Source organism: Bacillota bacterium (assembly GCA_033549065.1).
Taxonomy (GTDB): Bacteria; Bacillota; Dethiobacteria; order DTU022; family DTU022; genus JAWSUE01.
In genome coordinates this window covers 119,516-144,529 of sequence record JAWSUE010000002.1, presented here as the reverse complement: position 1 = coordinate 144,529, position 25,014 = coordinate 119,516, and the positions used below count along the sequence as shown (strand labels likewise).

21 protein-coding genes and 1 tRNA gene are annotated in these 25,014 nt (G+C 48.0%); 10 read left to right on the top strand and 12 right to left on the bottom strand.

Annotated elements, in window-relative coordinates:
• Window positions 1–8 precede the first annotated feature (8 nt).
• From SCJ97_01860 to SCJ97_01850, 3 genes are all read left to right on the top strand, one after another.
• Entirely contained in the window at window positions 9–1,199 is a 1,191-nt protein-coding gene (locus SCJ97_01860) for a pyridoxal phosphate-dependent aminotransferase (GenBank protein MDW7738790.1), read from the top strand.
• A gap of 160 nt (window positions 1,200–1,359) precedes the next feature.
• Window positions 1,360–4,143 carry an FAD-dependent oxidoreductase gene (locus SCJ97_01855; GenBank protein ID MDW7738789.1) on the top strand — a complete coding sequence of 928 codons (2,784 nt, stop codon included), beginning with the start codon at window positions 1,360–1,362 and terminating at the stop codon, window positions 4,141–4,143.
• Window positions 4,143–4,517 carry a DUF1667 domain-containing protein gene (locus SCJ97_01850; protein MDW7738788.1) on the top strand — a complete coding sequence of 125 codons (375 nt, stop codon included), beginning with the start codon at window positions 4,143–4,145 and terminating at the stop codon, window positions 4,515–4,517. Before SCJ97_01855 ends, SCJ97_01850 begins: the two co-directional genes overlap by 1 nt.
• 20 nt (window positions 4,518–4,537) lie before the next feature.
• On the opposite strand, the gene SCJ97_01845 is transcribed toward SCJ97_01850, so the two are convergent.
• Window positions 4,538–5,107, bottom strand: coding sequence for a nitroreductase family protein (locus SCJ97_01845; protein MDW7738787.1), 570 nt, complete (start codon window positions 5,105–5,107; stop codon window positions 4,538–4,540).
• Between the two features lie 398 nt (window positions 5,108–5,505).
• On the opposite strand from SCJ97_01845, the gene SCJ97_01840 reads away from it, so the two are divergent.
• The gene (locus tag SCJ97_01840; protein MDW7738786.1) at window positions 5,506–5,826 is read left to right on the top strand and encodes a hypothetical protein; all 321 of its coding nucleotides are present in this window, start codon (window positions 5,506–5,508) and stop codon (window positions 5,824–5,826) included.
• A gap of 93 nt (window positions 5,827–5,919) precedes the next feature.
• Here the strand turns inward: SCJ97_01840 and SCJ97_01835 are convergent.
• A tRNA-Leu gene (locus SCJ97_01835) sits at window positions 5,920–6,004 on the bottom strand.
• 230 nt (window positions 6,005–6,234) lie between these two features.
• On the opposite strand from SCJ97_01835, the gene SCJ97_01830 reads away from it, so the two are divergent.
• The 3 genes from SCJ97_01830 to SCJ97_01820 are packed head-to-tail and all read left to right on the top strand — an operon-like array spanning window position 6,235 to window position 9,467.
• Window positions 6,235–7,947 carry an AMP-binding protein gene (locus SCJ97_01830; GenBank protein MDW7738785.1) on the top strand — a complete coding sequence of 571 codons (1,713 nt, stop codon included), beginning with the start codon at window positions 6,235–6,237 and terminating at the stop codon, window positions 7,945–7,947.
• A 2-nt stretch (window positions 7,948–7,949) separates the two neighbouring features.
• Entirely contained in the window at window positions 7,950–8,717 is a 768-nt protein-coding gene (locus SCJ97_01825; protein ID MDW7738784.1) for an ABC transporter ATP-binding protein, read from the top strand.
• Window positions 8,718–9,467: an ABC transporter ATP-binding protein gene (locus SCJ97_01820; protein MDW7738783.1), complete on the top strand. Its 750-nt coding sequence runs from the start codon at window positions 8,718–8,720 to the stop codon at window positions 9,465–9,467.
• 87 nt (window positions 9,468–9,554) lie between these two features.
• Here SCJ97_01820 and SCJ97_01815 read toward each other — a convergent pair whose 3' ends face one another.
• From SCJ97_01815 to SCJ97_01805, 3 genes are all read right to left on the bottom strand, one after another.
• A complete protein-coding gene (locus SCJ97_01815) occupies window positions 9,555–10,583 on the bottom strand; it encodes a branched-chain amino acid ABC transporter permease (protein MDW7738782.1) in 1,029 nt (342 codons plus the stop codon).
• A gap of 4 nt (window positions 10,584–10,587) precedes the next feature.
• A complete protein-coding gene (locus SCJ97_01810; GenBank protein ID MDW7738781.1) occupies window positions 10,588–11,460 on the bottom strand; it encodes a branched-chain amino acid ABC transporter permease in 873 nt (290 codons plus the stop codon).
• Window positions 11,461–11,575: 115 nt separating this feature from the next.
• Window positions 11,576–12,952 (bottom strand): ABC transporter substrate-binding protein, encoded by a 1,377-nt coding sequence (locus tag SCJ97_01805; protein MDW7738780.1) that lies wholly within the window; start codon window positions 12,950–12,952, stop codon window positions 11,576–11,578.
• 334 nt (window positions 12,953–13,286) lie between these two features.
• Here SCJ97_01805 and SCJ97_01800 point away from each other — a divergent pair, with 334 nt between their 5' ends.
• From SCJ97_01800 to SCJ97_01790, 3 genes are all read left to right on the top strand, one after another.
• Window positions 13,287–15,164, top strand: a complete 1,878-nt coding sequence (locus SCJ97_01800) for a glycoside hydrolase family 125 protein (GenBank protein ID MDW7738779.1) — start codon at window positions 13,287–13,289, stop codon at window positions 15,162–15,164.
• Window positions 15,165–15,188: 24 nt separating this feature from the next.
• Window positions 15,189–16,508, top strand: coding sequence for an MFS transporter (locus SCJ97_01795; protein ID MDW7738778.1), 1,320 nt, complete (start codon window positions 15,189–15,191; stop codon window positions 16,506–16,508).
• Between the two features lie 66 nt (window positions 16,509–16,574).
• Window positions 16,575–17,066: a YbaK/EbsC family protein gene (locus SCJ97_01790; GenBank protein MDW7738777.1), complete on the top strand. Its 492-nt coding sequence runs from the start codon at window positions 16,575–16,577 to the stop codon at window positions 17,064–17,066.
• Here the strand turns inward: SCJ97_01790 and SCJ97_01785 are convergent.
• The 7 genes from SCJ97_01785 to iolN all read right to left on the bottom strand — a co-directional run bounded on the left by SCJ97_01785 (window position 17,063) and on the right by iolN (window position 25,011).
• The gene (locus SCJ97_01785) at window positions 17,063–17,998 is read right to left on the bottom strand and encodes an ATP-grasp domain-containing protein (protein ID MDW7738776.1); all 936 of its coding nucleotides are present in this window, start codon (window positions 17,996–17,998) and stop codon (window positions 17,063–17,065) included. The genes SCJ97_01790 and SCJ97_01785 overlap by 4 nt on opposite strands.
• Entirely contained in the window at window positions 17,995–18,816 is an 822-nt protein-coding gene (locus SCJ97_01780; GenBank protein ID MDW7738775.1) for a GNAT family N-acetyltransferase, read from the bottom strand. Before SCJ97_01780 ends, SCJ97_01785 begins: the two co-directional genes overlap by 4 nt.
• A gap of 2 nt (window positions 18,817–18,818) precedes the next feature.
• A complete protein-coding gene (locus SCJ97_01775; protein ID MDW7738774.1) occupies window positions 18,819–20,621 on the bottom strand; it encodes an N-acetylglutaminylglutamine amidotransferase in 1,803 nt (600 codons plus the stop codon).
• Window positions 20,622–20,800: 179 nt separating this feature from the next.
• The gene (locus tag SCJ97_01770; protein ID MDW7738773.1) at window positions 20,801–21,886 is read right to left on the bottom strand and encodes a nitrilase-related carbon-nitrogen hydrolase; all 1,086 of its coding nucleotides are present in this window, start codon (window positions 21,884–21,886) and stop codon (window positions 20,801–20,803) included.
• An 8-nt stretch (window positions 21,887–21,894) separates the two neighbouring features.
• Window positions 21,895–22,752 carry a nitrilase-related carbon-nitrogen hydrolase gene (locus SCJ97_01765; protein ID MDW7738772.1) on the bottom strand — a complete coding sequence of 286 codons (858 nt, stop codon included), beginning with the start codon at window positions 22,750–22,752 and terminating at the stop codon, window positions 21,895–21,897.
• 29 nt (window positions 22,753–22,781) lie between these two features.
• Complete coding sequence (locus SCJ97_01760) at window positions 22,782–23,777, bottom strand: isocitrate/isopropylmalate dehydrogenase family protein (protein ID MDW7738771.1); 996 nt, start codon at window positions 23,775–23,777, stop codon at window positions 22,782–22,784.
• Window positions 23,778–24,078: 301 nt separating this feature from the next.
• The gene (gene iolN / locus SCJ97_01755; GenBank protein ID MDW7738770.1) at window positions 24,079–25,011 is read right to left on the bottom strand and encodes a 3-dehydro-scyllo-inosose hydrolase; all 933 of its coding nucleotides are present in this window, start codon (window positions 25,009–25,011) and stop codon (window positions 24,079–24,081) included.
• Between the last annotated feature and the right edge of the window lie 3 nt (window positions 25,012–25,014).

Sequence of the window (25,014 nt, the reverse complement as noted above, 5' to 3'; positions counted from 1 at the left end):
TGATTCGGATGTTATCCAAAAAAGCGCTCAGTATCAATCCATCTCCGACCATGGCCATCGACAGCAAAGCCAAGGAAATGAAAAGCCAGGGCCTTGATGTTATCGGCTTCGGGGCTGGCGAACCCGATTTTGATACTCCGGAGCATATTCGTGAGGCGGCAATCAGGGCGATCAATGAGGGTTATACCCGATACACCCCGGCAGCAGGAATTCCTGAACTGAAAGAGGCAATCTGTAACAAATTAAAAGTTGAAAACGGACTTGAGTACAGCCCGGCAGAGATCGTGGTCAGCAACGGGGCAAAACATTCAGTCTACAACGTGCTCTGTGCCCTCCTCAATCCGGGTGACGAAGTGCTTATTCCTGTCCCCTACTGGGTCAGTTATCCGGAAATGGTCAAACTGGCCGACGGTATTCCCGTTGCCGTGGAAAGTGCTGAAAGTAACTGCCTGAAAGTGACCCTTGATGTCCTAGGCCAGGCGGCTACCCCCAGCACAAAGGCGTTGATCCTAAACTCTCCTTCCAATCCGACGGGACAGGTTTTAACCCGGGAAGAACTGAAAGGAATTGCTCAGTTTTGCCTGAGCCGCGGCATCTATATCATTGCCGATGAAATTTACGAGCACCTAATCTATGGCGAAGAACGCCACATCAGTATCGCCACTTTCGACGAGAAGATCAAAGACCTGACCATCGTGGTAAACGGTGTGTCCAAAACTTACGCCATGACGGGATGGAGAATCGGTTATACCGCTTCTAATGCCGAACTGGCAAAAACAATGACCAGCATCCAGAGCCAGACTACATCGAATCCGTGCTCAATCAGCCAGAAAGCGGCACTGGCCGCCCTGACAGGACCCCAGGAATGTGTCGGGGAAATGTTGAAAGCCTTTGATGAAAGGCGTAAATACATGTATGAGCGGATTATAAACATGCCTTACCTTGATGCCCTGGAACCGATGGGTACATTTTACCTCTTTGCCGGTTTGGGTGAAGCGGTAGGTAAGAAATACAGGGGCCGGATCATCGAAAACAGTGATCAGTTTGCCGGATTAATGCTGGAAATTCAGAATGTGGCCGTGGTTCCCGGTTCCGGCTTCGGAGCGCCGAACTACATGCGCCTCTCTTTCGCCACTTCAATGGAAAATATCATTAAGGGGCTGGACCGCCTTGAGGCTTTCTTAAGCGAGCTGGAATAACCGTGAAATAGGAAATGGAATTTAATATTCATCATTGTGATTTACCCGAGCATGGGTTAGCTGCTTCAGCTATGTGATCAAAAATATGTTGAAAAAGCTGTAGAGAATTGACAGAAAATATAATTAACTAATGTGTCCCGAAATTATTAGGAGGTTTTCTATGTACGACATAGCAATAATCGGAGCAGGGATTAACGGTACTTCCATCGCAAGAGAGTTGGCAAGATATAAACTCAAGGTGATCCTCATTGAAAAGGACAGCGATGTGGCCAATGGGACGACCAAGGCGAACAGCGCTATCGTGCATGCCGGTTTTGACCCGAAACCTGGTTCTTTTAAAGCCCGCTTCAACGTTGAAGGTAACGCCATGTACGAAGAGCTCTGCCGCGAGCTTGATGTACCGCTGAAGATGATCGGCTCGCTGGTTGTCGCCTTCAGTGAGGAAGAACTGGATACGCTGCAGGAACTTTACGATAATGGCCTGACTAACGGCGTTCCCGGACAGAGATTGATCGACAGGGATGAGCTGCACAAAATCGAGCCGGGACTGAGCGAAAAAGCAGTGGGTGCCCACTACTCGCCGACCGGAGGGGTTACCGATCCCTACCTCCTTGCCATTGCCCTGGCCGAAAGCGCCATGGCCAACGGAGTTGAAATTTTGCTCGATTCTCCGGTAACCACAATCAAGAAAAGCGCCGGAGGATTCCAGTTGAACTGCGGAGGCCGGCCGGTTGAAACAAGGTTCGTGGTCAATGCAGCCGGTTTGTATGCCGACCGGATAAACGAATTGGTCAACTCCCCTTCTTTCAAGATTACACCAACCCGTGGGGAATATTTTTTGTTGGATAAAGGGTCCGACCGGTGGGCCAATCATGTTATCTTCCCCTGCCCGACTGCTCTCGGTAAAGGTGTTCTGATTTCCCCTACCGCCCACGGTAACCTGATAATCGGCCCAAACGCCGAACCCGTCCAATCACCCGAAGCGACCGAAACCACTGTTGACGGGCTTGCCTATGTGCGGGAGCATGCTGAAAAAATAAAACCCGGTCTGCCCTACCACGAAGTGATCACTACTTTCAGCGGGCTGCGGGCTAAGACCGACCGTGGTGACTTTATAATCGAAGAGGCCGAAGAATCGCCCGGATTTTTCAATGTAGCCGGAATCGAATCACCCGGACTGGTCTCTGCGCCGGCCATAGCCTGTTATGTTGTGGAGCTGCTGAGTAAGGCGGCCGGCGGATTTGAGAAAAAGAGCGATTTTATCGCCCGGCCGAAAAGCCACACCCACTTTCTCGACCTTGATAAAGAAGCCCGGGAAAAGCTGATCAAAGAAGATCCCCGTTACGGACGGGTGATCTGTCGCTGTGAAAGTATCACCGAGGGTGAGATTGTCAGGGCCATCCAGGGTCCCGTCGGAGCAAGGACGGTAGACGGGATCAAGAGGCGGACCCGGCCGGGTGGCGGACGATGCCAGGGTGGTTTCTGCGGGCCGCGGGTAATCCAGATTATCTCGCGGGAGCTGGGCATAACTATGCCGGAAGTAAATAAGGATAACCGGGGCTCACACATTCTTACCGGGACCACCAAGGAGAAGCGGGTTGATCCGAAACCGGGCACACCTGTCGATTGCTACTGCCCGGTTGTCGAACCGGTAGATATCAACTTAGATAAACTTAAAAGCGCCTATGACCTGGTGATCATCGGCGGTGGGCCGGCCGGTATGGCTGCAGCCGTCGGAGCCCGGGAAAACGGTGTGAGCGATATACTGGTAATCGAACGCGATCATGAACTGGGAGGGATCCTTAACCAGTGCATCCATAACGGTTTCGGCCTTCACCAGTTCAGGGAAGAGCTGACCGGTCCGGAGTATGCCGAACGTTTTATTGAAATGCTAAAAGCGAAGGGGATCTGCTGCAAGCTCGATTCCATGGTCCTCTCTGTCGGAAAAAACAGGCAGGTAACCTTTATCAACAGCAAGGACGGCCTGACCACTGTCCAGGCTAAGGCGGTTGTTCTGGCCATGGGCTGCCGGGAGAGAACCCGTGGGGCTATTAATATTCCGGGAACCAGGCCGGCGGGGATATTTTCCGCAGGCACGGCCCAGCGCATCGTCAATATCGAAGGCTACATGGTGGGACGTAAGGTTGTCGTTTTCGGTTCCGGTGATATTGGACTGATCATGGCCCGCCGGATGGTCCTCGAGGGTGCCGAAGTGGTGGCTGTAATCGAACGCAAACCATATTCCGAAGGGTTAGTCAGGAATTACGTGCAGTGCGTGGAAGATTATGGAATTCCCATGCTCCTGGAGCATACTATAGTCAATATCAAGGGCAAAAACAGGGTTGAAGGAATCACCATTGCCAAAACCGACCGCAACAAGCAGGCCATTCCCGGCACTGAACAAGATCTGGAATGTGATACTATCCTCTTTTCACGGGGACTTATTCCCGAAAACGAGCTTTCGAAGGGCGCCGGTGTTGAACTCGATCCGGTCACGGGCGGTCCGGTAGTCAGCGAATCGATGGAAACAAATATCGAGGGTGTTTTTGCCTGCGGTAACGTTGTCCATGTTCACGACCTGGTTGACTGGGTCACCGAGGAGAGTATAAAAGCCGGCAAGGGCGCCGCTTCTTTTATAAAACAGCAGAAAGGGAAACCTGAAGGCTTCAGCTTTGAAACGAAACCGGCGGGCTGCATCAGCTATATCGTCCCTCATCGGGTAAACAGCGGCCTGATCGGTGACAGCCTCGATCTCTACCTGCGGGTCAGGGGTCAACATGAGGAGGCGGACCTTGTAATATCAGCCGGAGATAGAGTGATCAAGACAATCCGGAAAAAGGTTCTCTCTCCGGGAGAAATGGTTATGATCAAACTGAAAAAGTCTGACCTGCCTGTGGAAAGTTTTAAAGAATTAAAAGTAGATGTAATAAAGGGGGATTCATGATGGCCAGCGTAACCAAGGAAAAAGAGATGATCTGTATCCTCTGCCCACTGGGGTGCAAAATGCAGGTTAAGGAGAAAGCAGACAAGGAAGGCGAACTGTCGGTCCGCGGGCAGCAGTGCAAGCTCGGCAAGGAATATGCTTATGACGAATTTTATAACCCGACCAGGATCCTTACCTCAACGGTAGTAATTCACAACGCCTCCCTCCCCCGCCTTCCGGTGAAGACCGACAAACCGATCCCGAAAGATTTGATCTTCCCCGCCGTCGAGGAGATAGCCCGGGTGGAAATGGAAGCCCCGGTAAAAATGGGCGATATCATCATCGAAAACCTGCTCAACACCGGCATCAATGTCATCGCCACCCGCTCCCTATAATTTGGGGACACATTAGTTAATTATATTTTCTGAATACCAAATTTATTGCGATGCACCAGGCTCGATTCAGGACGAAGAATTTTTTCATTGGGTGGTCCATCCTGCATGCCAACCAGCATAACGGTAGCCACTTTATATCCTTCAGGGAGGCCTAAAAGCCTCTCTACTATTTTTTGGTGTTCCCCCCAGAAACTCGAGGTTACCACTCCCACTCCCTCGGCTGTTGCAGCAAGAGCCATGTTCTGAATACATGACCAGGCACTGGCAACCTGGTTATGCCCCTCTTTGAAACATACAGCTATTGCGCTGCAGTTCTGGTAAGACTTTTTCTGGACAAGAGCAGCTGCTTCTATTGCCGCTTTTGCCTTTTCATCTTTAGCGACCAAGCTGCGGTTCTGCTGGTACTTGTTCTCGCCAATCTCTTCCAATAGCTTTTGATCATCAATTATAATAAATTCCCAGGGCTGGCTGTTTCCGGCCGAAAGCGCTTTGGTTCCGGCAGTAATCATTTTCTTTAATGTCTCTTCTGAGACCTTCTCTTTAAAACCGCGGACAGTCCTTCGTTTTTCAATCGCTTCATAAATCTCCATGATGTACTCTCCTTTAGGTTATTAAAATTTAATGCTGAATCTATTATACCCAATATAGAGCACAATCAGTAATGATTTTCTCTAATAAGCTGTCAATTTCAAGGGGTGTTTTAAGTTATCAAGTTATTCACAATTATATTGTAGCAGAACTGGTTATAACCGGGCATCAGTAATAACGAACAAATACTTGTACCTTATATTAGTTTAAGGAAATGCTGTACTGAAGTTATATCGGAGGATATAATATAAAAATAACGAATTATATTATATATCACAGTTTTAGCAGTTAATTAAAAGGTATGCTTTTCTAAATACCTCATATAACCGGGGAGGTGTCCATAATTTTAAATTTTCCTTTTTTTGGATGGCTCGGGCTGATAGCAGCATTATTTTTCTTAATGACAATACTAATTGCATTTTATAAAAAACTGTTTAAACCAAAAGTAAGAATCAAAGCCCATCATACATTTATCAAGATTGCTGCAGCCTTTGTTCTTGTCCACATTATTATAGCTCTAACTGTTTACCTGCCCTACCTGCCGTTTTTTATATGGTTTGGGATTATAGCAGCCCTTCTTTTTTTAGCTGCATCGGTTATGATGATTAAAAAAACCCTTGTAAAACCTAAATCAAAGATGAAAGTCCACCGACTGCTTGCTTTGCTTGGAACCGCCTTTGCCTTGGTGCATATTTACCTTGCCCTCAGTGTTTATTTTTAAATAGAAAGAAAAAAGCGGCCTTATATGTAAGCTGTATATCAAGTGATCAAGTTCTTAAAAAAGCGTGGAGAGAAATCTCCACGCTTTTTGCTCTGGTGTCGGGAGGGGGACTTGAACCCCCACGGTATTTACCACACGCCCCTCAAACGTGCGCGTCTGCCTATTCCGCCACCCCGACATGTTAATGTGTCAAATTAGATTATAAGGGTTTGCCCCTTTTCAGTCAAGCAGAATGAGCGATAAAAGTCAGCATTTAAAGAGCATAGAGAAAATGGATGGAAGTTGAAAGTTAATTGAAGGTTTTAAATGAACAAAATATTTTATATTGTATAATTAAGTAATTTTTATTATAATATTAAGTAATTTACAAACTTACTCGCCTTATTCAAAGGAGGGCTTCTATTCATCGTGGGAAATAAAGAACTTTATTTGTCGAAACCATGGCTGAAGTATTACCACAAAGATGTTCCACCGACAACAGAGGTTCCTGAACAATCGCTGATTGAACTTTTTGATCAGTCAGCCCAAAAATACGCCAATCACACGGCGGTTATTTTTTATGGCAACAAAATCACTTTCAAACAGCTGCAGGACGAAGTAAATCGCTTCGCCACGGCTCTTTCAAATTTGGGTGTCAAGAAGGGTGAAAAGGTAGCCCTGTACCTGCTTAACAGCCCCCAGTATATCGTCGCCTATTTTGCCATCCTTAAGGTTGGAGGAACGGTTACACCGATTAGTCCGGTTTATACCAGTAGCGAGGTTAAGCACCAGCTTACTGATAGTGAAGCAAGGATGATCGTCTGCCAGGATATTCTCTATGACAATGTGGCCAAAACCGGACACAGACTGGACAAGGTTTTCCTGACAGGCATAAGCGACTACCTGCCGACAATAAGGAGAATGATCGGTAGAAGTGTCCTGCGCAAAGCTTTTAGTGAACTTGAGGTACCTGTTCCAAAGATCGATGAAAAAGAAGGTTTTTACCGGATGAAGGACCTTATCAAAAAAACAGAACCGAATCCCCCGGCAGTCGAAATTGACCCGGCTGTTGACCTGGCTGTTCTCCCCTACACCGGAGGAACAACAGCCCAGCCAAAAGGCGCCATGCTTACCCACCGTAATATGACTTCCTGCCAGGTCCAGGTTCAGGCATCCTGGCCAATCCTTGAAGAAGGTCGAGAAGTTATTTTGGCTTTTCTGCCTTTCTACCACATTTATGGTCAGGTGGTCGTCATGCTGAATACCATGCTGACCGGCGGAACACTGATCCTCTTTACCACGCCCGATATAGATGACATACTCTTCTCTATCGAAAAATACCAGGCAAGTACATTCCTCGGTGTACCCACCTTTTTTGAATACCTTAAAGAGTACGAAAAAACTGACCGGGTTAACTGGAAAAGATTGAAAATGATTGTCTGCGGCGCTGATACCTTGCACAAAACAACCCTTGAGGACTGGAAACGGCGCACCGGCAGTGAAATTACCGAAGGTTACGGGATGACCGAAACCAGTGGAGTTAGCCACGTTAACCCCCTGGGAAGACACAAACCGGGTTCTTTCGGGCTCCCCCTGCCCAATATTACAGCGGCGGTTATCGACCCCGACACGAATGAATTCCTACCTGTCGGTGAAACAGGGGAAATGATTCTGCATGGGCCAAATATCATGCAGGGCTACTGGAACCGCAACGAGGAAAACAAAAAGACCTTTTTAGATATTGACGGTATGCGCTTCATGCGAACCGGTGACCTGGTCCGCATGGATGAAGAAGGTTATTTCATTTTCTACGACCGGGCCAAAGACCTGATCAAGTTCAAGGGCTATTCCGTGTTCGCCCGGGAGATCGAGGAGGTTCTATACCAGCATCCCCAGATTAAGGCCGTGGGAGTAATCGGAGTGCCTGATCCAAAGGTTGGCCAGTATATCAAGGCCAATGTTGTTCTGAACCCTGAAGCAAGGGGCAAAGTCTCTGAAGAAGATATCATCGACTACTGTAAGGAGAAACTGGCCCACTACAAGGTTCCGAAAGTTGTTGAGTTCAGGGGAGAACTACCGAAAACCGATGTGGGAAAAATATCGAGACGGGAACTGCGCGAAGAACTGGATGAGGAGGTATAGACTTGGCTGCACCATTTTTCGAAGTTGAGAACGTAACTAAAAGATTTGGCGGCCTGACGGCGATAGATAACGTCAGTTTCCAGATGTCCAGGGATGAAATGGTTGGGCTTATCGGACCAAACGGAGCCGGCAAAACAACGATGGTCCGCCTGATCATGGGAATCCTGAAACCAGACAGCGGTTCAATCCGTTTTAAAGGCAAGGAACTGACCAAAATGCGAACATGGAGTATCGTCGAAGAAGGTATAGCCGGAACGTTTCAGACAACCCGCCCTTTCAGAAGGCTGCCGATTATTGCCAACGTGATGGTCCCCTGCCTCGGCCCGCGCACATCAAAGCGGGGTGAATGGGTTAAAAGAGTCGAATCAAGGGCCATGGATGCCCTTGAATTTGCCGGCATATCAGACCTGGCCATGGAACCGGCCTCCCGCCTTTCCCAGGGTGATTTGAAAAGGCTCGAAGTCGCCCGGGCGATAGCCACAGAACCGGAACTGTTGATCCTCGATGAGCCTTTTGGCGGGCTAACCCCAACGGAAACAGAACTGATGGCCAAATCGGTTCGCCGCCTGCACAAGGGTGGCCGTTTCGGGCGCCTGCACAGCGAAGGAGCAGCGATGATCATCATTGAACATAAACTCCATGAACTGATGAAAATAGTTGATCGGGTGATTGTCATGCACTTCGGAAAGGTTATCGCCACCGGAACTCCGGAGGAGATAATTAAAAACGAAGCAGTTATTGAGGCCTACATCGGCAAGGAGGTGGGCTAAGTGCTGCTAGAAGTAAAAAATCTGACTGTTTCATATGATACAGCAATGATCTTAAATGAAGTAAGTATCTCCGTCGACCGGGGAGAATTGGTCAGCCTGGTCGGTCCGAATGGAGCCGGGAAATCGACCTTTATCAGAACCATTACCGGCCTGGTCCGCTGGGAGAAAGAGACATTGAAAGGAACCAGGTACGGGGATATAACCATTGAGGGAAACGTTTCTTTCAACGGCGAAGAAATTATTAATTTACCGGCGCACAGGATCGTCGAGAAAGGCTTGATCCACTGCCCCGAAAGACGCAGACCCTTTACGGAGATGAGCGTCCTGGAAAACCTGATGGCCGGAGCATACCTGATTAAGAATAAAAAAGAAGTTCATGAAAACCTGGAAAAGGTTTACAGCATTTTCCCCATTTTGAAAGAACGGAGCAAGCAGGTATCGGGAACTCTGTCAGGAGGAGAACAACAGATGCTGGCAATCGGCCGATCACTGATGGTCGAACCGCTCCTGCTCTGTATTGATGAACCTTCAACGGGACTGGCTCCGCAGATTAAACAGCAGGTTTTCGAAAAAATCAAAGCAATTCAGGCTTCTGGAATAACAATCCTACTGGTTGAGCAGGATGTAAGCATGACTTTCGCCATGGCCGACCGGAATTATATCTTATCCCACGGAAAGATTGTAACCGAGGGAACCAGTGCTGAACTGCTGAAGGATGAAACTGTGCGTCAATCGTACCTGGGTTTGTAAATAGATAAACCAGTAGAAAATAATCTCAATTGATATTTATAACAATTCCCTCCACCACAACGGGGAGGGAATTGTTTTTCCAATAACCTATTTCATGGATGAGTAACAGACTCGGCATTCTTTCCTGGTAAAAACATTTCTGACCTTGCAGCGGGGGCATTCACGTTCCAACTTGTCCCGAACAAAAACCGTAATGCCCTGTGGCATTAGACGCAAAACCAGCAAAACGATGAGCGCAAAAATCAGCATGCGATAATCTGAAAAGGTGCGCAGTATTTCCAGGGTTGGGAAAAGAATAAAAACACCGGTTACCGCTCCGTAGATGGTGGCTACGCCGCCGAAGATAGTCCAGATAATCGCCTGGAACGACATTAAAACAGCCAGCATTGACGGCCCGGCAATTCGTAGGAAGTGAGTATAGAGCCCTCCGGCGAGGCCGGCAAAAAAACCGCTGAGACAGAAGGCAAAGAGTTTATACTTGATTGTATTGATTCCCGAGGCGCGCACCGCTATTTCATCTTCCCTGATCGCGTGAAAAATGATTCCGACTTTCGAGTCGGTAATCTTCCACATGACAAAGCAGAGGATCAGCATAAAAACAACAGCAATATAGTATTCATTGAGGCGGGCTGCAGCAAGCCTGGTAATTCCCGAAATGCCCAGCTCACCTCCAAAGAAACCGGGAAAGATAAAGATAATTCCCATCAGCATTATCGGGAATGCAAGAGTGGCCAGTCCGAGATAAGGCCCTTTCAGGCGCAGGCAGGGAATGCCGACCAGCAAGCCGACCAGAACTGAGGCCAGAGCACCGATTGGAATGGTCAGGATGGGCGATATTCCGAATCGCAGGTTGAGCAGGGCAGTTGTATAGGCCGCCACTCCGAAAAAGAGGGCATGGCCAAAGCTGACCTGACCGACAAAACCTGAGAGCAGATCCCAACTGGCAGCATAGATGGCAAAGATTGCAGCTATGGCCAGGATGCGGAGGATATACATATCCTGGGTCAGAAGGGGCAGCACGAGCAGGCCGATAACGAATAGAATGGCAATAACCCTGGTAGGCAGAACAAGTATTTCATTTCGGATATAGCGTAAGGCTATCCTGATCAAATTCATTGTTTTATCGCTCCCCTTCCAGGTAAACTCCGAAGAGGCCTTCGGGTCTGACTATAAGAATAACCAGCATTATTGCCAGGGCAATGGCCACTTTAAGAAAGGCTCCACCGGGCAGAAGAAATACAACGGTTACTTCAATAAAAGCGAGAATCATTGCCCCGATAAAACTGCCCTTTACGCTGCCGAGACCGCCTAGGATAACAATAGCCAGAACCAGAACCAGCGGATTGAGCCACATGTGCGGCTCAAGGGTATAGAGTGGTGCAACCATAACACCGGCTACAGCAGCGAGAGCAACCGAGATGGCCATGGTCGCCGCCGCGATGCGGGCCACATTCATACCCATCAGGTTGGCCACTTCACGGTCCTGGGCTGAAGAGCGAATTGCGATCCCAAGACGGGTTTTCATTAAAAGCAGCCAGACTGTCAGCAAGGCGAGGCTGACGACGCCGAGGGTCAAAAGATACTGGTAGGATATCCTGATTCCGAAGGGGCTGATGTATCCGGATATGATACTGGATACACCCCTGTAATGGCCACCAAAGATGATCAGAACTGCCTCCTGAAATACAAGTGCGATAGCAACGGTTACAATCAAAACCGCTGTTTCATGTTCCCTGATCGGTTCCATGAATACATAATAGACAAAAACACCGATCAGGACTACTAATATAATGGATACAGGAATTGATAAAAACGGACTCAGCCCAAGGTTTGAACCGAAATAAAAAACTGCGTACGAGGCGAGCATAAAAAAAGCGGTGTGAGCCAGGTTAATAATCCGGGCAGAACCAAAAATGAGAGAGAAACCGATAGCCAGCATCGCATAGACAGCGCCATTCATTAAACCATATACCAAAATATCACTGAGCAGCATAACACAATCCTCTCACCAGTTACTGAATATGCTTCTTAATCCGGGGAGCCCCGAAAAGGAGCTCCCCGCTAGAGCCAGTTGCATTTATATTTTTACTGCGTTACTGTTACCGAGATCATTCACCCCTCCACTGTCTTAATACGTGGGGAGGTATCTGGTAGGGAACTACTCCATCAAAGCCAACCACCAGGTCCGGAGCATTCTGTGGATCGGGCCTCCACTCATATGGCCAGCAGGCAACCAGGTCGCCTTCCTGCCACTGAATACCCACGGCTGTAACATAACCGGGACCCCAGATTACATCATGGATTTCGTCAAAAACGATTCTTCCAGCCGGGCCAACCCGATCTGTTTTCTCCATCTCTACAATTACGGCATCGGTATCCATCGTGCCGGCACGTTCGACCGCCTCTTTTAGCAGGTAAACAGCAGTATATGTGTCAGCATTGTAGTTGGGTACCTGGCCGTATTTATCCATAAACTTGGTCATAAAGGGAATGGTCTGGTCCGTAATGTTGGCGTTCAGGGCAAATGTGTTAAGAGTATAATCATAGTCTCCAAACCCATCAGTTGCCGGGAAATAGCCGGACTTCTGGGCTTCAACATTGATACCCACCGGACAGGCCGGGATTTCAAGTTCACCCCACTGCTTGCCAAAGGGGATACCGACAGGACCGGACATGATAGTATAGATGATGTGAGCTCCGGAGGCTTCAATACCCCTTAACTCGGTTGTCACATCGGAAGCTGTCGCCGACGGCCTGAATGTTCCTACATGTTCCAGTCCAAGCTGCGGGAAGTAAACTGCGGGAGCGCCCTGAACCAGGGCTTCATTCCATTCAAGCGCTTCAGCCAAAATAGCCACCTTGGGAGCGGCAATTCCCAGTTCTTCACGAACGGCCATGGCCACTTCATGAAGCATTAACATGGTCACCCTGACAAGGTCTGTAGAGCGGATCGGCGTAACTCTGAAGAGGTATTTCCAGGTTTCATAATCTTCATCAACCCTACCCTGGAGAAGTTCATTTGTCGCGGCACCACAGATGAGGAATATTTTCTGGTAATCTCTGGCCACTAAATCGGTATAGGGTGTAACAGCCTCTGTGCGAAATCCACCAATCAGAAAATCAGGATCTTCGGAAACAATAACATTTTCAACGGCAGATACGGCACCAAGCGGGTCCATAATTTCATCTGTTTCCACCTGAATCAGACGTATAGAATATTTTTCATCACCTACAGCCACGCCGCCGGCTTCATTGATTTCTTCCATCGCCATCGTGGCTCCCCACCACATCATTTCGCCCTGAATATTGGTCATCGGACCGGTTACGGCTATTTTTATCTCACCGTCAAATTCGGGGCCCGGCTCTTCTTCCTCTCCATTTACCGGTGGAGCGGTATCATCTGCTGCAGGGGTACAACCTACTAATCCCAGAAGTAAAACAAGAGTTGCCACCAAAGTTAATAACAGGTAATATTTACCTTTCAATCAACTTACCTCCTCTTCTTATTCAAGCTAAATTTTACCGAAAATAATTGGGTTAAAACGGCTCGGCATCCCTCCTCAGAGAAGCACTGATTGATAGTTCTATATAGGCTGAATTATAGCACAACTGTAAAAGCTTGACAACATTCAAATTGTTCCATATATTTTTATTTTAGTTCACAATAGCTTTTTACTTTGTAAAAATCAGCACTTTTTAAAGGTTTTTTCGCACAAAAAGCGAACGTTAGCAAAAAGATTTATCATTATACATACAACCCATTGATTTACGTTTTTTCGACTTTCGCCCATCGATGAGTTCTCCGAAGGAGAAATAAACGTGAAACGTCATCCTGAAACGAATGCTCTGTTGACTGTTCCTGAACTGGTAACCGAAGAGTCTCCAGTTTATTTAACCGGAAATGAGTATGTTTCCCTACCCTGGATTAATGATGAAGCTGCCATAACTTCGGTTAATGTTTTGCGCCTTGACCATCGCGGCTTGCTTGAATTCGGCAACAGTGATGATAAGCCGCTGATAGCCCCACTGCTGGAAGTTGATGGTAAGGAAATAGTTTTAAACCGTAAAATCGATTTGCATTACAGGCTGGACTGGATCCCTACTTTTAATATCGATGATCAGTCAGACTGGAAACTGAGCGGTGAGATAGCTGCTCCTCCGGGATTTAAAGGTTTTTATTACAAACTCTGTTTCGAGAACAGGGGTATGGAAAAAACTGCAATCAGGATTGGATGGCAGGGTGCCTGGAATCAATTCAGTTTGATAACGTTCATGCGTAAACCCCTTGAAAGTCGTCAAAATTTATTTATAGACAAGTGGACCAACACGATAATACTTGAAGGTTCAGCCGGTTTGCCTTTAAGCGCTTTGGCTCTGGCAGCAGAACCAAAAGCTGAAATGACTGTTGAAAACCCGGGGAACCTCTTTAGCATATCGACTTCGGTCATTATAGAGCCCGGGGCAAAATATGATATTACTCTATTTGCTTCTGTAAATCTTGAAGCAGCCGGTGCCGGCACAGGCAATGTTGATCTGCGCAGGCATGGTCAGGCAAACCTTGAAAAAAGAACTGTAAACTGGTTGGAGAATCGCCGGGTTGAAACCAACAGGCCTGAGCTGGATGCGCTGCTAAACCGTAACATGTTTTTCAGTTACTTTTTTGCCCTGGGACGCACGCTTGATGGTGAAGAGCTTGTTTCAGTTACCTCGCGCAGCCCTCGCTATTACGTGAGTGCCGCATTCTGGAGCAGGGATGCCCTGCTCTGGAATTTTCCTGCTGTCCTGATGACAGACCGTGGAACTGCCCGGGAGCTGCTGCTGGCGGTATTTAAAAGGCACATCAGAAATGCCGGTGAACATGCTCACTACATTGATGGCACTGTGCTCTACCCCGGTTTTGAGCTAGATCAGCTGGCCGCTTTTATTATTGCCCTTGCCCACTACCTTAAGAAATCCGAGGATTATACAATTCTTGAAAGCAATCATATCCAGCAGGGTTTGAATATGCTAAGTGAAAAAGCGCTTGAATACTTTGACCCGCATTCCGGTCTTTACAGCACTTTCCTTGACCCTTCAGATGATCCTGTTCCCTTCCCTTACCTTACCTACAATAACGCACTTCTGCAGTGTGCCTTCAGTTTTTTGGGCAGGCTTCAAGCTGATGATTTCTGGCAGAATAAGGGCGATTTTGCCGTTTTAGCCCTGGAACTTCAGCATTCAATCTACGAACACTGTATGATCAAGGGCCCTTTTGGAACCATGTTCGCCTGGGCTGTTGACGGAGAAGGTCGCTTTTTCGTATACGACAACCCGCCTGGCAGCCTGCAACTGCTGGCTCATTACGGTTTCTGCTCCCTGAAGGATTCTGAATTGATCAACACCGTACGCTGGATCCGTTCAACAGATAATGAGTATTTTCACCGTGACAGCCGCTTTGAGGAAGCCGGTTCACTGCACTCTTCCAACCCCTGGCCGATGGGCGCCTGTAATGACTTACTGGCCTGCAACATCGGCGGTGTAGACTTTTTCAAAGATATTGAGATGGATAATGGATTTTTCTGCGAGACAGTCGATCCGGAAACCGGCCGGGTATCAACCGGCGCTGCTTTTGCCTCTGCAGCCGGCTTTTTAGCTTATGCACTGGCGAATATAAATGAAAATTCTTTTTGCCGGGACAATGATAAGAGCAATTACTAACCATAAGAAAGCAGGTCGGTAAATATGGCTGAATTGAAAAAACTTACTTTGTGGGGGAAAATCGCTTACGGTGCAGGAGCGGGCGGATTTAGTATCATCGACCGGGTCTTGATTACCTGGCTCTTCTATTTTTATATTACCAGTCCGCTGGAAGGGGTCGAGGCCTTGATGCCTCCATTTCTTTTTGGGGTAATCATGTTTTTTGGAAGGGTAGTAGATGCTGTCGCTGATCCCTTGATATCCCGCTGGTCAGATAACTACAGCGGGCGTTTCGGAAGAAGGATGCCATTTATGCTGTTCAGCGGTATCGCCTATTCTGCAGTCTTTATTCTTCTTTTTTATCCTCCTGTGGCTGAAATTTCGGCCTGGAACAGTATATATGTTGCTGTAATGCTCGGTCTTTACTTTACCCTGTTCACTGCCTATGTCTGCCCCTATCTGGCCCTGCTCCCCGAACTGGCTCGCACAAACCGGGACAGGGTCGATTTGGCAACCTATAAAGCTGTTTTCAGCCTGCTCGGTGTCGGGGTTGCCCTGATTGGAGCGGGAATATTAATCGGCCTGACAAGTTTTATCGGAATGATCTGGATTATGGCCGTTATAGGACTTATACTGCTCTACATTCCGCTGCTGATCAAAGAAAGAGACTACGCCCAATCCAAGCCGGCAACGCTGGGGTTAGTTGAAGCAGTAAGCACAACTTTTAAGAACCGAGCTTTTGTTATTTACCTCATCGGCAACGTAACTTTCTGGCTCGGCTTTAATATTATAACTTTGAATATCCCGCTATACGTGACGATCTTACTCAAGGGGACCGAAGATGATACATCTATCTATTTCGGACTTGCCTTCGTAGTTGCCCTTCTCTTTTTTCCCGTTGTTAATATATTATCGAAAAAACTGGGTTTGAAAATCAATATGATGTTTGCCCTGGTGGCCTTTTTTGTGCTGCTGCCTCTATTCTACTTCCTCGGTCAACCTCTTCTCGGGATGCCACCGGAAACGGTGGCCTATATCCTGATGGCCCTGGCCGGTCTTCCCCTCTCGGTTATTTTTATCGTACCCGATGCGATTGTAGCAGCGGTTTCTGATCTGGAAGAAACGCTTTCCGGACAGCGCAGGGAAGCGATGTATTTCGGAGCCCAGGGTTTTATCCTGAAACTGGCTTTGGGTGTTTCGACTCTGATTACAGGATTGCTCCTGCAGCTTTTCGGCAGCACTGCCGCCCAGCCCCTGGGCATACAGTTGACCGGTCCGGTTTCGGCACTTTTTATTTTAATCGGTATTATTGTCTTTGCCCGCTACCCGGAAAAAGAGGTTCGCGCTTATCAGCGGGTAGAATAGGGCAAAATAATTGTCGGAAAATATAATTAACTAATGTGTCCCGGAAATTATTGTGGGGTGGTTTTTATGGCTGAGAACCCGGCTCTAAAGAGGGCTCGAAAATTTTTAGAGAAGTTTGACTTGGACCTGGTGCCTTACGAGCATGAAGAGGCAACGAAAACGTCGCCGGAGGCGGCAAAGGCTCTCAATGTTGAGTTGGGTCAGATCGCCAAGTCGATTCTTTTTCGCTCCGGTGACCGGTACGGCCTTTTTGTTGCCACCGGTGATATCCGGATCTGCGATAAAAAGGTGCGGGAACTGCTCGGCGGGGGCAGGGCTAAAATTGCAAAGCCGGAAGAGGTCGAAAAGATCACCGGCTACCGGGTCGGGGGAGTCTGTCCATTTGATATCGACAAGACTATCCCTATCTATATCGACCTGTCGATGAAACGATTTGAAACTGTTTATACCTCTGCGGGAACAGATTATTCGCTGCTGCCGATCAAGGTAAACCAGCTTATCGAGGTAACCGGCGGCCAGTTCGTTGATATAAAGAAAGAAGATAAAACAGCCGGTTAACCGGCTGTTTCGGGGAAGAGAAAATCGATAAATCTTTCGGCTGTGGGCTGTGGTTCGTGATTGGCCAGCCCGGGCCGTTCATTGGCTTCAATGATCTCGTAATCATCTCCGGATATATCCGGCACCAGTAAATCAAGTCCGACTACCGGTATCTTAAGGATCCGGGCTGCCTCTTCCGCGGCATCTTTTAGTTTTTTCGACACCGCTTCGGTAACATCTTCGATCGTCCCCCCTGAATGGAAGTTGGCCAGTCGGCAAACTTTTACCGCTTTACCGACCGCAGGAATTTCATCCATGGCCAGCCCCTGCTCTTCGGCTAGCAGAGCAGTCGCCGAATTAACAGGAATTTTTGATTCGCCATCGGTGGCTTCCAGCAGTTCTTCATTGCGGTTAATGATCAATTCCTCCAGGGTTTTTGTACCGTCCCCGGTTACAGTAGCAGGTATTCTTTCAATAGCTGCCACAAATTTATAGTCGATCACGATTATTCGCAGATCCCGACCGGATTTAAATTCCTCAAGTAATACTGTGCTGTCGTATTTAAGCGCTTCCGCTACAGCTTCGTCCAGTTCTGCTGCTGTACGCACATCAACCGTGATACCCCTGCCCTGTTCGCCGTTAAGTGGCTTGACTACCAGGCGGTTATTACAGCTTCTCAGGAATTCCAGGCCCTTCTCCCTCTCCTGCCAAAGATGCTGGCGAGGCACGCTTAATCCTTTTTCACGCAAAAATTTTAAGGTCAGCCACTTATTCGAACAAATCGTCATCGTATAGGCCGAAGTCATTTCAGTCAGTGATTCGCGGCAGTGGATGGTTTTATCCCTGAACTTCAGAGCAAAAAGGTTAAATTGGTAGTCAATCTCATCAACTTCAATATTCCGTCTTTTCGCCTCATCGATCAGCAGCTGGGCATACATATTCATTTTATTCATTTTTTCGGGCCCCCGAGATAGAGCTTGCGGTTAAAAGTATTTTTTTTCTTGACCGCAAAGACCGGGATCTTACGGAAACCGAGTGAGCGATAAAGATTTTTTGCCTTTTTGTTATCGTGCATTACCGACAGATCAAGATATTCACGGCCGCGCGCTATAAAATGTTCGGCAACCTCGCGGACGAGCGTCCGGCCCACACCGCTGGCCCGCGCATCCGGATCAACACAGAGGCACCATAGACTCGACCCGTTTGTCGGATCATTGAATGCTTCTTTATGATCAATCCCGCTTACCACTCCGATCACTTTCCCGTCAGAAGTTCTCTCTGCCAGGTAGTAGCAGAATACCCTGGTAAACTGGTTTTTCAGGATAGTATCTTCCGGCGCTTCGATCATGCCGCACCGGCTATATATTTTATTGATCTCCCGGGCATCATTACGATTCTGGAGCATGCGCACGGTAAATGCCCTGCTCCGCCGGGCTGGTGGGCGGTACAAGCTTAGCCATAGCCGATAAGTATCGGAAGGATCGACAAAAAGAAGCTCCGGAGCCAGAGAGAGCAAGACATGGTGATTGGGTGTGTAGATTGCAATATCCCGGCAGCTGGTCCGTTCACGTGAAAATTGTTTAATCAAAGCTTCGTGATCAGCAAAAGTCTGGCCGAAAAGGAGATTACCCCAACCGCAGTCGAGAGATATATTTTCTTTCATCGGCTTATTGAGCCGCTTCTTTTTTTCGTTATCCTCTTCGATAAATCCGCTTAATTCGTTATATCGTTCAAGCCTTTTATGCATCGATGCAGTCTTCTGCGCCTGCATTTTCACCCCTCCATTCCCTGGAGCCAGGCTTCAAGAACTGCCGCCTGCCAGATTTTATTTCCGCGCAAAGCGGTTAGCTGCTCTGCGGGGTTCTCAAATAGGCGATCCAGATATTGACTGTTGAAGAGGCCGCGTTCCTTTGCCTGATCAGAATAGAGAATATCCCGGGCATATTCCAGGAATTCACCCCGCATGTACTTCAGGGCGGGAACCGGGAAATAACCTTTCTTGCGGTAGATTACCTCGTGCGGTATAACCTGTTCCGCTGCTTTCTTGAGGATATATTTACCGCCTTCCTTAACTTTCATTTCTGGCGGAATGGATGCGGCAAGTTCGACCAGCTCGTGATCGAGGAATGGCACACGGGCTTCCAGCCCCCAGGCCATGGTCATGTTATCGACTCTTTTAACCGGATCATCAATCAGCATCACTGTTGTATCGATATGAAGGGCCTTCTCAACCCCTCTTGTTCCCGATTCACTGCCGGCAAAGTGATCGCTCACATATTTAAACGAGTAATCTTCCTCCGGGTGGAATTTCTCATCAAGGGTATCGAGCACTTCCTGATGGTTACGGTCAAAAAATTGTTCTCTGTAGATCTGTTCGGGAGAACTGGTCCCTTCACTTTCCATGATCCGGGGGTACCAGTGATAGCCGCCGAAAATTTCATCCGCACCCTGGCCGCAGAGAACTACCCTGCTTTTTTTGCTCACTTCACGGGCTAAGAGGAAAAAGCCAACAGCATCGTGGCTGACCATCGGTTCTGCCATAAAGGTCAGACAGTCGATAACCCGGGGTAGAAGGTCTTCCCCGTCAGCATAGATTTTTTCGTGTTTGGTGCCATATTTACGGGCAATAATATCGCTGTAATAAAATTCATTACCCTCTTCACCGTTTACCGTATCGAATCCAATTGAATAAGTTCGCAGGTCAGGTATATCGAGCTCAGCCATCAGGGCAACAATCAAACTGGAATCAACCCCTCCGCTGAGAAGAGCTCCGACCGGAACATCGCTGACCATCCGCCTTTTTACGCTGATCCGCAGCTTATCCAGAATTGCTTCAACCCAGTCATCCTCTGAGAGATCTTTATTAACAGCCATCTTCAGCGACCAGTAACGCTGTAGGCTCTTTCGGCCGTCCCTATCGATGGTCATCACAGTACCCGGCTCAACTTTTTTTACACAGCTGAAAATGGTCCGGGGAGCCGGAACAACAGCATGAAAAGTTAGATAGTAGTGCAGGGCGGTGCGATCAAGAGTTTGATCAACTACTCCGGCATCATTAAGAGCCTGGATATTTGAGGCAAAGTAGAAAGTTCCGTTTTTTTCCGTGTAATAAAGAGGTTTCTTCCCCAGTCGGTCTCGGCCGAGGATAAACTTATCTTTTTTGCGATCGTACAGGCAAAAAGCGAACATCCCCATTAACCTTTCCACGAAACGCTCGCCCCAGTGATCGTAAGCCTTCATCATTACCTCTATATCTGAATTGGAGGTAAAGCTGTATCCATAATTCTTTAGTTCTTCCCGCAGTTCACGGTAATTATATATTTCACCGTTACAGGTGATAACCAAGCCCAGTTCTTTATTTTCCATCGGCTGGTTTCCCTGCTCCGTCAGGTCAATAATACTCAACCTTGAGTGACCGAATGCGAAGTTTCTACCGAGGTTTACTCCCCGGTGATCAGGCCCTCTCTCCGAGAGAGCGGGCAGCATACTGCGCAGCTCATCTTCATTACTTTCCCTTCCTTCTCTGGATATTGTTCCGCAAATTCCACACATTTTTAAAAAAACAACCCCTTGCAATTTTTTGTATACATGGTTGGCGCATACATGGATAATTATAGCAAATATTATCAAAATGAGAAAACCTGTTCAGGTATGCTGACAAAGGGCATGATGCGTCTGGATAAGCTCATTTCGCATAAGAAGGATGATCTATAAACATAGACTCTCTAGTTGCCATATCCTCCCGTATGCTCGTTTTAGAGGCGATTCTTGTAAATTGCTGGGAAATATTTGCGGTAAAGGGGTAGGTTTTGGTCACGCCAGGGATGGTTCCGGCGAAGTTCGTGAAGGGCTTCAAGGTCCAGATAGGCAAACGCCATCGCTTCCCGGTCGTGAGGTTCGACTTCAGCAAGTATTCCGCTGCCGTCGGCAGTAAGCTCCAGGGGAGCGTATATTCCGGCCCGGCCTGTGTAAGTCAGGCCGGCAATAGATCCCACCAGGGAACTTTTTACACCATAAAGAGGGCATTCCTGCACACGGGGCCAGATACCGCGCAGGGCTAACCAGTAATTATATTCTTCAGGATTGGCAATCGGCAGAAAGGCAATATCGGTGTCCTGCAGCTCCAGTATGCGAAAGCTTTCATAGTAGGTAGCATCCATGCACACAGGCATGGCCAGCCTGCCCAGTGTGGTTTGAAATACAGAGAAGGATTTACCCCTTTTTTCGATCCACTGCTCCTCCAGCGGCAACAAGTGAACCTTATCCTGTGTTCCCAGGAGTAGCCCATCGGGAGCAAAGAGATAAGCGCGGTTAACCAGTGATCCGTCCCGGTCCGTGTGAATATAGCTTCCGGCCATGATATAAAGGCCATAGGCTGAAGCAAATCTAGAATAGACACTGGCGACCAGGGATTCAACAACAGGGCTGGTATAACGAAAAAGATCACTTAGACTAATATCTTCATCGCTAGCTGCCGGAGTTTTCTTTCCGGATAGACGATCCCCGTTCTTTGCCCCGTAAGCTTCCTCCATCTTCTCAATTCCCGGCAGCATGCCAAAAATCGAAATATTATTATATTCAGGAAAGGCAACAAGCCGGGCTCCTGCCTGAGCAGCCTCCCTTACCCGGCGGTGCATTTCATCGATGTAATCAAAGGGAGTATCGTAAAGCTCAAGCTTTATCTGCAGCGCTGCTGCACCAATTTTTCTCTGGTCTCTTTCTTCCGGTATCACTTTAGCCGTCGGAAGCACCGTATCGAGATGCTGGTTAATCTTTGATTGACGGTAGATCCAGGTCAGGTACCGCTGAAACAGCTTTTCTTTTGATCCGCTAAGGGGCATTGTTAAAGTTACACCTTTCGGTTTAATAATCTATCATAGGCTTCAGGATTTAATTGCTCCAGAAGCGGGTAATTGGCCTTGATTTGCAGACGGCTTGACTGGTCTAATCGAGCGGTAATCAACGGGCTGTCCGGGTATCCGCGTTCCAGATAACCGCTCTGGCCGGGAGTTATTTCACAGGGGCCGAGAACGGCCGGAGCCGCCCCGAACTGATAATTGGCAATCTGGCCATTCAGGTTGGCTTCAACAGCCCAGAACTGATTCTGCTGGACCTGGGCCCACATACCTGCCGTTTCCTGCCAGCAGTGAGGTCCTGCCCGGAGAGCCCCACTGCAGAGAAGTATGTCTGCTCCGAGCAGGCCGAAGATTCGACCTATTTCAGGGTGTCGGGCATCATTGCCGATGACCAATCCGGCTTTCAGTTCACCCAGATTAAAAAGATGGAGGTCTTCTCCCCTGCTCAGTCCTATTTTTTTTTCGGCAAAGGTAAGGTGGGTTTGCTGCTGGGAAGCTACAAGGCGGCCGTCAGGATCAAAGCAGCAGGCTGTATGGTAATAAGAACCTGATTTATTTTCAAATATTGTCCCGGCTGTAAGGAAAATACCGAGGGAAGAAGCAATTTCTGAATGAAGATTCAGGAAGTATCTGTTCCAGTCCGTTGAATCTGCCATATGAAATTTTACAGTTTGATCGAATTGATCGTAGTTTTTGACTGCGCCGGAATCTACTCCGAGGACCAGAGAACTGAATGCCGGGAGAACAGCAAGATCCGGTCTGGAGTTTTCCAGCAGCCTGCTTAGATCTTTTTTATATAAACCGGTATCGTTCGTTCGGATCCTGGCTAACGTCAGTGCAGCTACCCGCATAAATTAATCTCTCCTGTAGTTATCTCTGCTTAAATTTTTGCAATTACGGCCTCTGCCATCTCCATAGTTTTGCTGCTTCCGCCAAGATCGGCAGTAACGAAGCGGCCTTCTCTCACAACATCTGCCAGGGCTTGTTCAATTCGATAAGCTGCATCCTTTTCTCCCAGGTGCCGAAGCATGTATATGGAAGAAAGGATCATGGCCGTGGGATTAGCCAGGCTTTTTCCGGCTAGATCAGGCGCACTGCCGTGGACAGGTTCAAAAACCGATATTTTATCCCCAATATTAGCTCCGGGAGTAAGTCCCAAACCCCCGATCAGACCTGCACATAAATCCGAAAGAATATCTCCGTACAGGTTCGGAGCAACAATCAGGTCAAACTGATAGGGATTTAAAACCAGCTGCATCGCAGCGTTATCAACGATGAGATCATTGAATTCTATATCCGGGTAATTTTTGGCAATATGTCGGACCGATTCAAGAAACAGTCCATCGCTGAACTTCATTATATTAGCTTTGTGGATAGCAGTAACTTTTTTACGACCATACTTCAGAGCATAGTCAAAGGCATACCGGGCCACCCGTTCGGAAGCTCTGCGGGTGATTATTTTTATGCTTTCGGCAGCATCTTCTCCAACCATATGTTCCACGCCGGAATATAAATCTTCGGTGTTCTCACGGACAACCACCAGATCAATATCCTGAAAAAGGGAATTTACCCCCTTCAGGCTTTTTACCGGTCGCAGGTTAACGAAAAGATCAAGATCCTGGCGCAGAGCGACGTTGATGCTGCGAAAACCTTTCCCCACCTGGGTAGTCAGGGGGCCTTTCAGGGCAACGCTGTTTCTCCTGATCGAATCCACAGTAATTTTTGGCAGCGGATCACCGTATTTCTTTTCTGCTTCCTGACCGGCAATTACTTCATCCCAGGCAATCTTTACTCCGGCCGAATCTATAATGCTTAATGCCGCCTCTGAGATTTCGGGTCCTACTCCATCGCCCCTGATCAAGGTTATGTTATGCATCTGCTACCTCCCGGGTGTGTGAGTTGTCACTGATTGGATTCTCTCTGGAAATGATATTCTTTAGGTTATCACATAAGATGCATAAATGTAAGAGTAAATTTATAAAAAGCAGTCTAATAATTCCCTGTTCCGATCAATTATCTGTCTATAAACAACTGTCCCTCCGTGAGGAGGGACAGTTTACAACTACTCCAGCCTTTTCTTTTAAAATTCATTTTAAGCACTAAGATAAGTATAGTTTTAACAGCAAAAATGCAATAATCGTTTCATTTTGAATTTCATTATGTAATACTTACCAGTTCTACGGTGGGTACTGGAAGGTATAGAGATGCTTTCCACCCTTTAAGGGCCCTTTCAAGAGCTGGTCGATATCTTCCTGGGAACGCTGGGTCATCTTGTCGGCCGGAGGCAGTTTGCCCGGTGGGTAGTTGGTCAATATATCATCATGCAAACGAACCAGAAAGTTTAAGAGTTCGGTCAGGCCGTCTTTGGCTTTATCGGCCGAAGCCAGGGTAGGCTGACCGATAACCCCTTCGGGACAGGTGATCGCTTCCAGTCCTCCACCCAGGCCGACCTGGCAGTGGCCGGGAATGGGGCTCTGGTAGACATCTCCGCCTTTATCCACATATTCGGAGGCAAAGCCTTCAGTTGGGATATGATCTTCCATATCCTCCATCTTATTCATCTCCGGGAAGAGCGCTAAAGAGTAGGAAGCTTCGGCTTCGTCGGCATGCCTGAACATCGTTTCAAAGGGGCCGCCGTGGGCCTTGTCCTTCATGTGGTCTTTGATCACCGTCGGCCAGTTGACAAAGCTTAATATGCAGGGCACCTGGTAGGTCTTAGCAAACTGGTGCAGCGCATTGGGGATCACGTATTCCTGGCCGTGGCCGTTTAAAAAGATCTGCTTTCTGAAGCCGGTGTTCCAGAAACCGGCGATGATTGCTCTTAAGTAGGCTACAAATGTGTCTTCAGGGATCACTACCGTGCCGGGCATACCAAGGTGATGCCAGGGGTGCGAGCCATACCAGATCGGCTGGGCCACGGTGCAGCCCCGTTCCTGGGCAACCGCTTCGGCCATCCTGCTTACCAGAAAGGTATCTTCTCCTGAGCACTGGCCCCGGCCATGGTTTTCCGTGCTGCCGATGGGCACCAGCAAAATGTCGTTTACTTTGAGCCTTTCTTCGACTTCTTTACCGGTCATGTTCTGCAAATAGATGCCGGAGGCGCGGTCCATGTG